Origin of the sequence: Ancylobacter moscoviensis (genome assembly GCF_007559435.1) — a bacterium.
Classification (GTDB): domain Bacteria; phylum Pseudomonadota; class Alphaproteobacteria; order Rhizobiales; family Xanthobacteraceae; genus Ancylobacter; species Ancylobacter moscoviensis.
Window position 1 is genome coordinate 306684 of record NZ_VMBP01000001.1, and the last position, 14269, is coordinate 320952.

The 14269-nt window shown below is 69.1% G+C and carries 11 protein-coding genes; 10 read left to right on the top strand and 1 reads right to left on the bottom strand.

What is annotated here, in order from left to right; genetic code table 11:
- The first annotated feature begins 7 nt into the window (after positions 1 to 7).
- The 10 genes from FO470_RS01405 (at position 8) to FO470_RS01450 (ending at position 13169) form a co-directional block, all read left to right on the top strand.
- A complete protein-coding gene (locus FO470_RS01405) occupies positions 8 to 1045 on the top strand; it encodes an amino acid ABC transporter substrate-binding protein (protein ID WP_144341138.1) in 1038 nt (345 codons plus the stop codon).
- Positions 1046 to 1112: 67 nt separating this feature from the next.
- A complete protein-coding gene (locus FO470_RS01410) occupies positions 1113 to 2276 on the top strand; it encodes an amino acid ABC transporter permease (protein ID WP_144341139.1) in 1164 nt (387 codons plus the stop codon).
- A 3-nt stretch (positions 2277 to 2279) separates the two neighbouring features.
- Positions 2280 to 3353, top strand: coding sequence for an amino acid ABC transporter permease (locus FO470_RS01415; RefSeq protein WP_144341140.1), 1074 nt, complete (start codon positions 2280 to 2282; stop codon positions 3351 to 3353).
- A gap of 11 nt (positions 3354 to 3364) precedes the next feature.
- Positions 3365 to 4129: an amino acid ABC transporter ATP-binding protein gene (locus tag FO470_RS01420; RefSeq protein ID WP_144341141.1), complete on the top strand. Its 765-nt coding sequence runs from the start codon at positions 3365 to 3367 to the stop codon at positions 4127 to 4129.
- Between the two features lie 70 nt (positions 4130 to 4199).
- A complete protein-coding gene (locus FO470_RS01425; protein ID WP_144341142.1) occupies positions 4200 to 5606 on the top strand; it encodes an FAD-binding oxidoreductase in 1407 nt (468 codons plus the stop codon).
- 165 nt (positions 5607 to 5771) lie between these two features.
- Positions 5772 to 7442 carry a thiamine pyrophosphate-dependent enzyme gene (locus FO470_RS01430; RefSeq protein WP_144341143.1) on the top strand — a complete coding sequence of 557 codons (1671 nt, stop codon included), beginning with the start codon at positions 5772 to 5774 and terminating at the stop codon, positions 7440 to 7442.
- Positions 7439 to 9535 carry a hydantoinase/oxoprolinase family protein gene (locus FO470_RS01435; protein WP_144341144.1) on the top strand — a complete coding sequence of 699 codons (2097 nt, stop codon included), beginning with the start codon at positions 7439 to 7441 and terminating at the stop codon, positions 9533 to 9535. Before FO470_RS01430 ends, FO470_RS01435 begins: the two co-directional genes overlap by 4 nt.
- Positions 9532 to 11151: a hydantoinase B/oxoprolinase family protein gene (locus tag FO470_RS01440; RefSeq protein ID WP_144341145.1), complete on the top strand. Its 1620-nt coding sequence runs from the start codon at positions 9532 to 9534 to the stop codon at positions 11149 to 11151. Before FO470_RS01435 ends, FO470_RS01440 begins: the two co-directional genes overlap by 4 nt.
- Complete coding sequence (locus tag FO470_RS01445; RefSeq protein ID WP_144341146.1) at positions 11148 to 12350, top strand: pyridoxal phosphate-dependent aminotransferase; 1203 nt, start codon at positions 11148 to 11150, stop codon at positions 12348 to 12350. The genes FO470_RS01440 and FO470_RS01445 overlap by 4 nt, the downstream gene beginning before the upstream one ends.
- A gap of 3 nt (positions 12351 to 12353) precedes the next feature.
- Positions 12354 to 13169 (top strand): NAD-dependent epimerase/dehydratase family protein, encoded by an 816-nt coding sequence (locus FO470_RS01450; protein ID WP_144341147.1) that lies wholly within the window; start codon positions 12354 to 12356, stop codon positions 13167 to 13169.
- 12 nt (positions 13170 to 13181) lie between these two features.
- On the opposite strand, the gene FO470_RS01455 is transcribed toward FO470_RS01450, so the two are convergent.
- Positions 13182 to 14141 (bottom strand): LysR family transcriptional regulator, encoded by a 960-nt coding sequence (locus tag FO470_RS01455; protein ID WP_144341148.1) that lies wholly within the window; start codon positions 14139 to 14141, stop codon positions 13182 to 13184.
- Positions 14142 to 14269 lie beyond the last annotated feature (128 nt).

Genomic DNA, 14269 nt, shown 5'->3' on the forward strand with positions numbered 1-14269 from the left:
AACGGACATGCAACTTCTGAAATGGGGGGCGACCGCCGCCCTGGCGCTCGGTCTCTTCCAGCTCTCCGCGCCGGCGCAGGCCGCCGGCGGCAAGACCCTCGAAGCCGTCAAGGCGCGCGGCGTGCTCAACTGTCCCGGCCATGACGGCTCCTATCTCGGCTTCGCGGAAGTCGACGACAAGGGCAACTGGAAGGGGATGGACATCGACCTGTGCCGGGCCGTCGCGACCGCCGTGCTGGGCGACCCGTCCAAGGTGAAGATCGTGCCGATCAGCTGGGCCCAGCGCTGGCCCTCGCTGCAATCCGGCGACATCGACATCATCATCAAGGCCTCGGGCGGCACGCTGAGCCGCGACACCGAGCTCGGCCTGCAGTTCTCCAACTCCTACTATCTCGGCACCACCAAGGTGATGGCGCACAAGGAGCTGAACCTGAGCTCGCTGAAGGACGCGGACGGCGGCTCCATCTGCATCCCGGCCGGCACCTCGCAGGAGCAGCAGGTCGCCGCCTACGCGCAGAAGCTCGGCATCAAGCTGCAGCCGGTCGTCATCGAGAAGACCGAGGAGCTGGAGCAGGCCTATTTCTCCAAGCGCTGCGACCTCTACACCCAGTGGGGGCCCGTGCTCGCCATCGCCCGCGTCGCCAAGGGCAAGGTCGAGGACCACGTAATCCTGCCGGACGTGCTCGCCGTGGAGCCGGAAGTCATGATCGTCCGCCAGGGCGACGACAACTGGGTGGACGTCGCCAACTGGACGCTGACCGCACTGCTCTTCGCCGAGCAGGAAGGCATCACCTCCAAGAACGTCGACGAGATCCGCGCCAAGCCGACCTCGCCGCAGGTCGCCAAGTTCCTCGGCGCCACGCCGGGCGTGGGCAAGGGCCTCGGCCTGTCGGACGACTGGGCCTACAACGTGATCAAGAAGGTCGGGAACTACTCCGAGATCTTCGACAACGATCTCGGCAAGAACTCGCCCTACAAGATGGATCGCGAGCTGACCAACCTCTGGAACAATGGCGGCGTCCTGTTCCCGCTGGTCATCGACTGAAGACTCTCCGGCTCCTCCCGGCGCAGGCCGGGCGGAGCCCCGTCCGTTTCCGCAAGAAGGTTGGTCGATGGGAAGCCTGCTGAGAAATCAGAAGGCCCGCAACGCATTGTTGCAGGCCGTCTTTGTCGGCGCGCTGGGCTCGCTGGTGATCGCCGGCGCCCTGATCGCGCAGCAGAACATGGCGGCGCAGGGCATCACCTCGGGATTCGACTTCCTCTTCAAGCCGACCGGCTGGGAAGTGACGTTCTCGCTGCTGCCGGCCAAGCCCACCGATCCCTACTGGTGGTACTTCCTGATCGGCATCATCAACACGCTGTTCCTCGGTGCCTTCGGCCTGGTGACGGCGACGATCGTGGGAACCGTCGTCGGCCTGGCGCGCACCTCCTCGAACGATCTGGCGCGCCTGCTCGGGCGCTCCTATGTCGACGTCTTCCGCAACATCCCGCTGATCCTGCAGGTCTTCTTCTGGAACGCGCTCATCACCCACCTGCCGCCGCCGCGCGAGGCGCATGAGGCGTGGGGCTTCGCGCTGACCAGCCGCGGCCTCTACGTTCCCATCCTCAACGTCCACGGCCTCGCCTTCGCCGGCGCCATGGTGGCGCTGCTCGCCGCCATCGTCCTGCCGATCTGGCTGGGGCGCACCGCGCGCCTCGGCAGCCCGCCCGAGCAGCGCCGCCCCCTGCAGCTCGCGGCAGCCATCCTCGCGCTCGCCTGCGCGGTGTTGATCCTGTTCCTCGGCCGCCTGCCCGACACCGCGCTGATGAACGTGCCGGCCCTCCGGGGGCTCAATCTGCAGGGCGGGCTTCGCGTACCGCCGGAATTCACCGCTCTGGTGGTGGCGATCGCCATCTATGGCGGCTCCTACATCGCCGAGATCGTGCGCGGCGGCTTCAAGGCCGTCGGCAGGGGGCAGGTGGAGGCGGCGAACTCGCTGGGCCTCACGCCCTGGCAGGTGTTCTCCCGCGTGCGCCTGCCGCTGGCGCTGCGGGCGATGCTGCCGATCCTCGCCAACCAGTATGTGTGGCTGATGAAGGCCACCACGCTCGGCATCGCGGTCGGTTTCGCCGATTTCTTCATGATCGTCGCCCTGACGATCAACCATTCCGGCCAGACGCTCGAAGCCATCGGCATCCTGATGGCCGGCTTCCTGATCATCAATCTCAGCCTGGCCGCGCTGTTCAACCGCATCAACAAGGCGATCGCCCTCAAGGGCAATCAGCTGAGGGGGTAGGACATGACCGATCTTGCTCCGCCCGCCCCGGGAATGCTCGAAGACCTGCGGCGCCGCTTCTTCGCCAGCCCGCTGCAGGCGCTGGTGTCGCTGCTCTCGCTCGGCCTGATCGCCCTCGTCGGGTGGAAGCTGCTGAACTGGGCGCTGCTCTCCGCCGTGTTCGACCCCAGCCAGGGCGCCGAAGCCTGCCACCGCGCGGCCGGCGCCTGCTGGTCGGTCATCGCCGCCCGCTGGCGCATCATCCTGTTCGGCCTCTATCCCTATGAGGAACAGTGGCGCTCGGCGCTGGCCTGCGTCGCGGTGGTGGCGATGACGGTGCTGTCCTGCATTCCCGCCTTCTGGACCGGCCGGCGCATCGCCGCGATCTGGCTGGCGGGAACGACGGTGTTCTACGTGCTGATGAAGGGCGGCGTGCTCGGCCTGTCCTATGTCGGCGAGGAATCCTGGGGCGGCCTCGCGCTGACTCTGTTCATCTTCGTCGCCACCTGCCTGATCGGCTTTCCGCTGTCGATCGTCCTCGCCCTGCTCCGCCGCTCCGAGCTGCCGTGGATCTCGCGCACGACGGGCCTCATCATCGACGCCGTGCGCTCGCTGCCGCTGATCTCGATCCTGTTCACCTTCGCCATCGTGCTGCCCTTCGCGCTGCCGCACTGGCTCCAGGGCGACAAGCTCTACCGGGTGATCGTCGGCTCGGCGCTGTTCTTCGCCGCCTATCAGGCGGAGATCGTGCGCGGCGGCATGCAGGGCGTGGCGCACGGGCAGGGCGAAGCCGCCATGGCGCTCGGGCTGAGCTACTGGCAGCGCGTCAGCCGGATCCTGCTGCCGCAGGCCATGCGCAACGCCCTGCCGGCGACGATCAACCAGTTCGTCATCTCCTTCAAGGAGACCTCGCTGGTGGTCATCGTCGGCTTCTTCGAGATCATCGCCTCCGGCAATGCGGCCTACGGCACCGGCGAATGGCGGTTCGCCTATGCCGAGGTCTACACCTTCATCGCCTTCATCTATTTCGTCTTCGTCTTCAGCCTGTCCCGTTACGGCGCCTTCCTCGAACGGCGCATGTCGGTCGGCGAACGGTAAGGATGCGTCCCATGGCCACCCTCGCTCAGTCCCCGAATCCCGACATCGCCCTCAGGATCGAGGGGATGAACAAGTATTTCGGCAATTTCCACGCCCTGCGGAACATCGACCTGACGGTGACGCGCGGCGAGAAGATCGTCGTCTGCGGCCCCTCCGGCTCCGGCAAGTCGACGATGATCCGCTGCATCAACCGGCTCGAGGAGCACAATAGCGGCCGGATCGTCGTGCTCGGCACCGAGCTGAACGACGATGTCGGCAACATCGACGAGATCCGCCGCGAGGTCGGCATGGTGTTCCAGCATTTCAACCTGTTCCCGCACATGAGCGTGCTGGAGAACTGCGTGCTGGCGCCGATGCTGGTGCGCAAGCTGCCGCGCCAACAGGCGGAGGAGATGGCGCTGCGCTTCCTGGAGAAGGTGCGCATTCCCGAGCAGGCGTCGAAATATCCCGGCCAGCTCTCGGGCGGGCAGCAGCAGCGCGTCGCCATCGCGCGGGCGCTGTGCATGCAGCCGCAGATCATGCTGTTCGACGAGCCGACCTCCGCGCTCGACCCGGAGATGATCTCCGAGGTGCTCGACGTGATGGTGACGCTCGCCGCCGACGGCATGACGATGATCTGCGTGACCCACGAAATGGGCTTTGCCCGGCGCGTCGCGGACCGGGTGATCTTCATGGACCGCGGCGAGATCATCGAGGAAGCGCCGCCGGAGACGTTCTTCACCGCCTCGCGGAACGAGCGCACGCGGCAGTTCCTCTCGCAGATACTGAACCACTGAGCCGCGCGTCGCCTCGTTCCGGCGCCTCCTGCCGGACGCCGGCGCGGCTCCACCTGCTCACGGGTTCCCCATGACCGACCCTGTCGCGGCGCTCTCCGGCCTTCTCGGAGGGAAAGGCTGGCTTTCGGGAGACGACACCGCGCCCTACCGGCGCGACTGGCTCGACCGGTACGGCGTCGAGCCGCTCGGCGTGGCGCGGCCGGCGACGACGGCCGAGGTGGCCGGGATCGTGCGCATCTGCCGGGAGGCGGGAATCGCGCTGGTGCCGCAGGGCGGCAATACCGGCCTGTGCGCCGCCGCCGTCGCGGCCCGGCCGGACGCCGTGATCCTGTCGCTCGCCCGCATGAACGCCATCGGCGCTCCCGACCGGGACAGCGGAACCGTTCTCGTCGAGGCCGGCGTCGTGCTGGCGGCGCTGCACGAGGCGCTCGAACCGCACGGCCTCATCTTTCCCCTGCATCTCGGCGCGGAAGGCAGCGCCCGGATCGGCGGCCTCGTCGGCACCAATGCCGGCGGTAGCCATGCCAGTCGCTACGGGATGATGAGCGACCTCGCGCTCGGCCTCGAGGTGGTCCTGCCGGACGGCGCCGTCTGGGACGGCCTGCGCGCCGTGCAGAAGGACAATGCGGGCTACCCGCTGCGCAAGCTGTTCTGCGGCTCCGAGGGCACGCTCGGCGTGGTGACGCGCGCCGTGCTGCGGCTGTTTCCGGCCCCGAAGCAGCGGGCGACCGCCCTGCTGGCCTTTCCGGACCTCGCCTCGATGGTCGCCTTCGGCACCTTCCTGCGGGAGGAAGCGGGCGAATTCCTTTCGGGGCTGGAGTTCTTCTCCGGGCTCGGCATGTCGCTCGTCACGAAGCACCTGCCGGAGATCGTGCTGCCGTTCGAGACGCGCGGCGCGGCCTATCTTCTGGTGGAGCTCGCCTCAAGCTCGCGGCATGTGCCGCTCGACGACATCCTCGCCTTCACGCTCGAGAAGGGCATGGAGGACGGGCTGGTCGGCGACGGCGCCCTCGCCATGTCGGAAACCCAGCGCGCGCATTTCTGGCGGCTGCGCGAGGAGCAGCCGGAAGGCCAGCGGCTGGAGGGCGCCCAGCTCAAGCACGACATCGCGGTGCCGCCCGGCGCCATCGCCCGCTTCGTCGAGGCGGGGGCGGCGCTGTGCGAGGGGATCGTGCCGGGCGTGCGCATCAACCCGTTCGGGCATCTGGGCGACGGCAACATCCACTACAATCTCTCGCCGCCCGAGGGACGGGACGGCTTCGAGGGCAAGGGCCCGCAGATCGGCGAGGCGCTGGCGCGGCTCGCCACCGGGATGGGCGGCAGCTTCGCCGCCGAGCACGGGCTGGGCCGCACCAAGATCGCGCTGGCCGACGCGATCCGCAGCCCTCAGGAGCGGGCCCTGATGGCACGCCTCAAGGCGGCTGTGGACCCTTCCGGCACGATGAACCCCGGCGTTCTCGTGGATGCCGCTGAATAAAGAAGAACTTTCCTGTGGGCCGGATTTCTTGATTTCTCCGCGGCCCGCCAGGGTTCACGGTCGAGTGGAAATCCGAAGCGGCACGGCAGGGCATCCGCCCCCGTGCCGTCCGGTTGCGGGCGTGAGACCCGGCGCGAGCCGGCGTCGTTGTGAGGACATCAGCGCATGGTGCGGAACGGGGGGCGCCTTCTGGTCGAATGCCTGATCGCATTGGGCGCGACCAAGAGCTTCGGCGTGCCGGGGGAAAGCTACCTCGCGGTTCTGAACGCCCTGCACGACACGGCCGGCCGGCTCGACTACGTGCTGTGCCGCAACGAGGGCGGCGCCTCCTTCATGGCCAGCGCCTACGGCAAGCTGACCGGTTCGCCCGGCATCTGCTTCGTGACGCGCGGCCCCGGCGCGACCAACGCCGCCATCGGCGTCCACACCGCCATGCAGGACAGCTGCCCGATGATCCTGTTCGTCGGGCAGGTGGGCACCGACATGAAGGGCCGCGAGGCCTTCCAGGAACTCGACTACCGCGCCGTCTTCGGCACCCTCGCCAAATGGGCGGTGGAGATCGACGACGTCGCCCGGCTGCCGGAGATCATCGCGCGGGCCTGGACCACGGCGCTGGCCGGACGGCCTGGGCCGGTGGTCGTCGCCCTGCCCGAGGACATGCTGAGCACCGTCACCGACGTCGCCCCGCTCGACGGACCGGCCACGCTGTTCGAGCCGGCGCCCGCCGGCGAAGCGGTCGCGGCCGCCCGCGCCGCGCTGGCGCAGGCGCAGCGCCCGCTGCTGCTGATCGGAGGCGCCAACTGGAGCGCGCAGGGACGCGCGGCGCTCCAGGCCTTCGCCGAGGGCTCGGACATCCCGGTCGTCGCGGCGTTCCGCTACCAGGACCAGTTCGACAACCATTCCCCGGTCTTCGTCGGCGAGGCCGGCGTCGGCATGGCGCCGCATGTGAAGGCGCTGATCCGCGAGGCGGACGTCATCCTCGCCGTCAACGTCCGCTTCGGCGAGATGACGACGGACGGCTACACGCTGCTTTCCGTGCCAGCGCCGCGGCAGAGGCTGATCCACGTGCATGCGTCGGATCGCGAGATCGGCAAGGTCTATGTGCCGGCGCTCGGCATCGTCGCCGGCCCGAACGCCTTCGCCGGGGCGCTGGCGCCGGTGGTGGGGAAATGGGGCGACTGGCGGCGCACGGCGCGGGCGGCGTACGAGGCCTCGTTCGAGGCGCCGGCCCAGCCGAGCCCGGTCGACATGGTGGCGGTGAGCGCCTGGCTGCGCGACACCCTGCCCGACGACGTGATCCTGACCAACGGCGCCGGCAACTTCACCGTCTGGCCGAACAAGTTCTTCCGGTTCGGCCGCCGCGCGCGGCTGCTGGCGCCGCAATCGGGCGCCATGGGCTACGGGCTGCCGGCCGCCATCGCCGCCAAGGTCGCCTACCCCGGGCGCACGGTGGTGTGCTTCGCCGGCGACGGCGACTTCCAGATGAACTGCCAGGAACTCGGCACCGCCATGCAGGCCGGCGCGCAGCCGATCGTGCTGGTGCTCAACAACGGCGTCTACGGCACGATCCGCGCCCATCAGGAACGCGCCTATCCCGCGCGCGTCTCCGGCACGACGCTGGAGAACCCCGATTTCGTCGGGCTCGCCCGCGCCTACGGCTTCCACGCCGAGCACGTCCGCTCGACCGCCGACTTCGCCGACGCCTTCGGGCGGGCCCTCGCCTCGCCGACCGGCGCGGTCCTCGAACTCGCCATATCGGCGGAGGCGCTGACGCCCCGCCAGACCCTTTCCCAGATGCGCGATGCTGCGCTCGCTTCGCAGAAGGCCCACGCATGACCTCCAGGACTGACGACATCCGTCTCGGTGCGGACATCGGCGGCACCTTCACCGACATCGCCCTCGACGTCAGGGGGACGATCTTCTCGACCAAGGTGCTGACCAACTACGCCGCGCCCGAACAGGCGATCCTGGACGGCCTGGAGATCGTCGCCCGCGACGCCGGCATCTCCCCGGCCGAGATCGGCCTCGTCATCCACGGCACGACGCTGGCCACCAACGCGCTGATCGAGCGGCGCGGCGCGAAGACGGCGCTGATCACCACCGAGGGATTCCGCGACGTCATCGAGATGCGCACGGAAAACCGCTTCGAGCAGTACGACCTGAACCTGAAGCTGCCCACGCCGCTCATTCCGCGCGAGCACCGCTTCACCGTGAAGGGCCGCATCGGCGCCGAGGGGCAGGAACTGCAGCCGCTCGACGAGGCCGCGCTCGAGGAGATCGCCGGCACCATCGCCGCCGGCGGCTTCGGCGCCGTCGCGATCGGCTTCATCCATTCCTACATGAACCCGGCGCATGAGCGGCGGGCGCGCGAGATCCTCGCCCGCCGGCTCTCGGTGCCGATCTCGATCAGCGCCGAAGTCTCCCCGCAGATGCGCGAGTTCGAGCGCTTCAACACGGTCTGCGCCAACGCCTATGTCCGCCCGCAGATGGCGGACTACCTCGCCCGGCTGCAGAGCCGGCTCAAGGACATGGGCGCGACCTGCCCGGTCTTCATGATCCATTCGGGCGGCGGGCTGATCTCGGTGGAAACGGCGTCGGAGTTCCCCGTCCGCCTGGTGGAATCCGGCCCGGCCGGCGGCGCCATCTTCGCCGCCGACATCGCCCGGCGCTTCGACCTCGATTCCGTCGTCTCCTACGACATGGGCGGCACCACCGCGAAGATCTGCCTGATCGAGGACTTCGCGCCGCAGACGGCACGGACCTTCGAGGTCGCCCGCACCTATCGCTTCTGCAAGGGTTCGGGCATGCCGATCTCGATCCCGGTGATCGAGATGATCGAGATCGGCGCGGGCGGCGGCTCCCTCGCCTGGGTCGATGCCATGGGGCGCATCCAGACCGGGCCGGAAAGCGCCGGCTCCGAGCCGGGCCCGGCCTGCTACGGCCGCGGCGGCGAGCGCCCCGCCATCACCGACGCCGATCTGGTGCTCGGCAAGCTCGACCCCGACAATTTCGCCGGCGGCGCCATCCGGCTCGACACCGCGGCGTCGCAGCGGGCGATCACCCGCGATGTCGGCGCCCGCCTGTCGCTGGAGCCGCAGGCGGCGGCCTTCGGCATCTGCGAGGTCGTGGACGAGAACATGGCCAACGCGGCGCGCGTCCACGCCGTCGAGAACGGCAAGAACATCTCCGACAACGTGATGATCGCCTTCGGCGGCGCCGCCCCGCTGCACGCGGCCCGCCTGTGCGAGAAGCTCGGCCTCGACCGCTGCCTCGTCCCGCAGGGGGCCGGCGTCGGCTCGGCGATCGGCTTCCTCAAGGCACCCTTCGGCTACGAGGCGCTGGCCTCGAAGCTGGTGCGGCTGTCGCGGTTCCGGGCCGACGAGGTGAACGCGCTGCTGGCCGACCTCAAGACCTCCGCCGAGAGCTTCGTGCGCGCCGGCACCAGCGGCACGATCCGGCGCGAGATCACCGCCTTCATGCGCTATGCCGGGCAGGGCTGGGAAATCCCCGTGCCGCTGGCGGACGAGCCCTTCGGCGAGGGGGCCGTGGCGGACCTCACCGAGGCCTTCCGCCGGAACTACGCCCGCTTCTTCGGCCGCGCCATCGACGGGCTCGACGGCCTGGAGATCGAGGTCGTCACCTGGTCGGTGAAGGCGAGCGACGAGCGCCCGGCGCCCGAAAGGCACACCATCACCACCGGCACGCGGACGGTATCGGCGGGCGTGACGCGCCCGGTCTTCGACCCCGCCACCGGAACCATGCAGATATCCGCCATCGTCGAGCGCGCTACTCTCTCGGCCGGCGACCGCGTTCCCGGCCCGGCGGTGATCGTCGAGCGCGAGACCTCGACGGTGGTCACCACGACGTTCGACGCGGTCATGCAGAGCGACGGCGGGATACTTCTGGTCCGCAAGGAGATCGCGGCATGAGCAACGTGGCCGAAATCCGCATGCAGGTCATGTGGAACCGACTGATCTCGGTGGTCGAGGAGCAGGCGCTGACGCTGCTGCGCACCGCCTTCTCCACCTCGGTGCGCGAATCCGGCGACCTGTCCGCCGGCGTGTTCAACCCGCGCGGCGAGATGCTGGCGCAGGCGGTGACGGGAACGCCTGGCCACGTGAACACCATGGCCGAGGCCGTGCTGCAGTTCATGAACGAGATTCCCCGCGAGGAGATGTTCGAGGGCGACACCTACGTCACCAACGATCCCTGGCAGGGCACCGGGCACCTGCACGACATCACCATGGTGTCGCCGTCCTTCCTCAACGGCGAGCTCGTCGCCTTCTTCGCCTGCACGGCGCATGTCGTGGACGTGGGCGGGCGCGGCTTCGGCGCCGACGGCAAGTCGGTCTACGAGGAAGGCATCCAGATCCCGATCATGAAGTTCGCCGAGCGGGGCACGGTCAATCGCGACCTGATCCGGATCCTGCGCAGCAATGTCCGCGAGCCGAACCAGGTGATCGGCGACTTCTATTCGCTCGCCGCCTGCAACGATGTCGGCCACCGGCGCCTCGTCGACATGATGAACGAGATCGGCCTGGCCTCGCTGAACGGGCTGGGGGAATTCATCTTCTCGCGCACGCACGACGCCATGCTGGAGCGGATCCGGACCCTGCCGAAGGGATCGTGGTCGAACGAGCTGGTCACCGACGGCTATGACGAGCCGGTGAAGCTGGCGGCGACGGTCAGCGTGCACGACGAGCGCGTCGACGTGGACTTCTCCGGCAGCGCGCCGATGAGCCGCTGGGGCATCAACGTGCCCATCATCTACAGCAAGGCCTATGCCTGCTACGCCCTCAAATGCGTGGTGGCGCCCGATATCCCGAACAATGCCGCCTCGCTGGCCTTCTTCACCGTCTCCTCGCCGACCAACATCCTCAACGCCGCCCGGCCGGCGCCGGTGGCGCTGCGCCACGTGATCGGCCACATGGTGCCCGACCTCGTGCTGGGCGCGATGGCGCAGGCGCTGCCGGGCCGGATCCTCGCCGAAGGCGCCGCCGCGCTGTGGAACATCCACATCTCGGTTAGGCCCGCCAACGGTGCCGCCGGAAGGCGCGCCGAGGTGCTGATGTTCAATTCCGGCGGCATGGGCGCGCGCCCGGCGCTCGACGGGCTGTCGGCGACCGCCTTCCCCTCCGGCGTGCACACCATGCCCATCGAGGCGACCGAGCATACCGGCCCGATCGTCATCTGGCGCAAGGAGCTGCGCCCGGACTCCGGCGGCGACGGCGAGTTCCGCGGCGGGCTCGGGCAGGTGATCGAGATCGCCGCGACGGACGGTCACGAGTTCGATTTCTCGGCCATGTTCGACCGGGTCCGCCACCCCGCGCGCGGGCGTGACGGCGGCGGCGGCGGCGCGCCGGGCGTCGTGCGGCTCGACGATGGGACGCAGCTGCGCCCCAAGGGCTGGCAGCACGTCCCGGAAGGGCGGCGGCTGATTCTGGAATTGCCGGGCGGCGGTGGCTATGGCGACCCCGCGCGGCGCAGCGTCGATGCCCGGGCCGAGGACCGGTCCAAGGGCTATGTTTCGGAGAACGACCGATGAGCTACATCTCCTCGCGCCTCGCGGTGGTCAAGCCGTCCGCCTCGATGGCGGCCTCGCAGGCGGCCAAGGCGCTGCGGGCCAAGGGCGTCGACGTCATCGACCTCGGCCTCGGCGAGCCCGATTTCCCGACCCCCGCCCACATCATCGAGGCGGCCTATGCCGCGGCCAAGGCCGGGCAGACGCTCTACACCGGGGCCACCGGCACGCCGGAGGTCCGCGAGGCGGTGGCCGGCAAGTTCCGGCGCGAGAACGGCCTCGACGTCACCGCCGACGACATCGTGGTGGCCAACGGCGCCAAGCAGATCATCTTCAACGCGCTGATGGCGACGCTGGAGACCGGCGACGAGGTGATCCTGCCCGCGCCCTATTTCGTCTCCTATCCGGAGATGGTGAAGCTGCTGGGCGGCACTCCCGTCATCGTCGAATGCCCCGAGACGACCGGCTTCCGGCTGATGCCGGAACTGCTGGAGCGGACCATCACGCCGAAGACCAAGTGGCTGTTCCTCAACATGCCGGGCAACCCCTCCGGCGCCGTCTATTCCGAGGACGACCTCACGGCGCTGGGCGCCGTGCTGGCCCGCCACCCGCAGGTGCTGGTGCTGTCGGACGAGATCTACGAGCATATCCTGTTCGACGGACGCGCCTTCGTGTCCTTCGGCAAGGCCTGCCCGGAGCTGAAGGACCGTAGCCTGATCGTCAACGGCGTCTCCAAGTCCTATGCCATGACCGGCTGGCGCGTCGGCTACGCGGCGGGGCCGGCGCCGCTGGTCAAGGCGATGGCGACCATCCAGAGCCAGTCCGTCACCTCGGTCTGCTCGATCGCGCAGGCGGCGACGGTGGCCGCGCTCAACGGCCCGCAGGACGAGGTGGCGCGCTTCCGCAAAGCCTTCGAGGCGCGCCGCGACCTCGTCGTCGAGGGCATAGGCGGGATCAACGGACTGACCCTCTCCCCGCCGGAAGGCGCCTTCTACGCCTATATCGGCTGCGCCAGCCTGATCGGCCGCAAGACGCCCGCCGGCGTGGTGCTGGAGGACGATGCCGCCGTCGCCGCCTATCTGCTCAACGAGGGGCGGGTGGCGTCGGTACCGGGCGTGGCCTATGGCCTGTCTCCCTATTTCCGCATCTCCACCGCGACCAGCGAGGAGGTGCTCACCGAGGCGGTGGCGCGCATCAAGGCCGCCGTCGCGCATGTGGAGTAGATCATGCCGCAGTATGAACGCATCCTGATCACCGGTGCCGCCGGCCGCCTCGGCTCGGAGCTGCGGAAGGCGCTGGCGCCGCTGGCGGGCAGGATACGCCTGGCGGCGCGCGAACCGCTGGGCACGCTCGCGGCGCATGAGGAGGAGGCGGTCTTCGACCTCGCCGACATGGACGCCACCATCGCCGCGACCGAGGGCTGCGACGCGATCGTGCATTTCGGCGGGGCGTCGCTGGAAAGCCCGTGGCAGACCATTCTGGACGCCAATATCCGCGGCTCCTACCACATCTATGAAGGCGCCCGGAAACACGGCGCCAAGCGCGTGGTCTACGCTTCCTCCGTGCACGCCATCGGCTATCACGAGGTGGAAGCCCAGATCGGCGTCGACGCACCGGTGCGGCCCGACAGCCTCTACGGCGTGTCGAAGAACTTCGTGGAGAGCCTCAGCCGGCTCTACTGGGACAAGTTCGGCATCGAGTCGGTGTGCCTGCGCATCTTCTCGTCCTTCCCGGAGCCGGCCGACCGGCGCATGCTCTGGTCCTATCTTTCCTTCGCCGACTGCATGAGGCTGGTCGAGGCCTCGCTCACCGCTCCGCGCGTGGGCCACACCATCTCGTTCGGCATGTCCGACAACAAGGTGAAAACGGTCGACAACCGCGGCGCCAACCATCTCGGCTTCATCCCGCAGGACAGTTCCGAGCCGTTCCGCGCGGCGGTGGAGGCACGCACCCCCGTTCCCGATCCGGCGCGGCCTTCGGTCAAATATCTCGGCGGCTGGTTCTGCGAACTCGACCATCCCGACGACGAGCCGAAGGGCTGAGCAACGTCGCGCTTACACGGGCGCCGGCCGTCCGTCGGCGCCCGGCAGCGACATCGAACGCAGCACGTCGATGAAATCGGCCGCGTTGGCCGAGGGCTTCTCGCCCTTGCGGGTGATGATGCCGAGCGGGCGGAGCTGGGTGGAAAGGTCGATCGGCAGGCGCACAAAGGCGCCGCGCGCCACGCTGTCGGTGAGGATCGACTTCGGCAGGCAGGCGATCATGCCGGCGTCGCGCACCAGATGCAGCGTGGCGAAGATCGAGGTGGTCTCGACGCAGTTGTTGAGCACGCCGACCCCCTGCTCGGCGAAGGTGCGGTCGATCAGCTCGCGCATCGGGCTGCTGCCGGGCTGCAGCACCCACGGCATCGGCGCGGTTTCCGCCAGCGTCAGGGCGGGCCGCGCCGCCAGCGGGTGATCCCGCGCCACGAAGATCCACAGTTCCTCGTGCGCCAGCGGCTCCATGTCGAAGGCGAGCGCGTCCTTGGCGTCGGTGAAGCGCCCCACGGCCAGCGCGATCTCGTTGCGGCTCAGCGCGTCGAGCAGGATGTCGCTGGTGGCGGCGAGCAGCCGGATGGTCATCAGCGGGCGGCGCTGCTTCAGCTCCGCCACCGCCTTCGGCAGGAGGCCGGGCGTGGTCGCCATGATCGCGCCGATCGACAGCGCGCCGAAGCCGCCCGCCTTCAGGTTTCCCAGCCCTTCCGCGAAGCTGTCGGTCTCGCGCAGCAGCCGTCCGGCATAGTCGGCGACGAAGCCGCCGATCTCGGTCAGCGCCATGCCGCGCGGCAGGCGCTCGAACAGCAGCGCGCCGAGGATCGTCTCGGCGTCCTGCAGGATCTTCGTCGCCGCCGGCTGGGTGACGTGCATCTCGGCGGCGACGCGGTGCAGGTTGCCGGTACGCGCGAGGGCGTCGATCAGGCGCAGGTGCCGGAAGCGCAGCCGGCCGACGAGCTGGGCGGAAAGCGGGGACGCCATCGCCTCTCCGATAACCTGATGGAATTAGCTAAGTCAGACTTTTCATTACTCAGTTATCGGCTTTACCGCTAGGGCTTTCGGCCAAGAATAGCTGCCGTTTAATGGCGGCAGCCTCAGGCAAGGAGGAA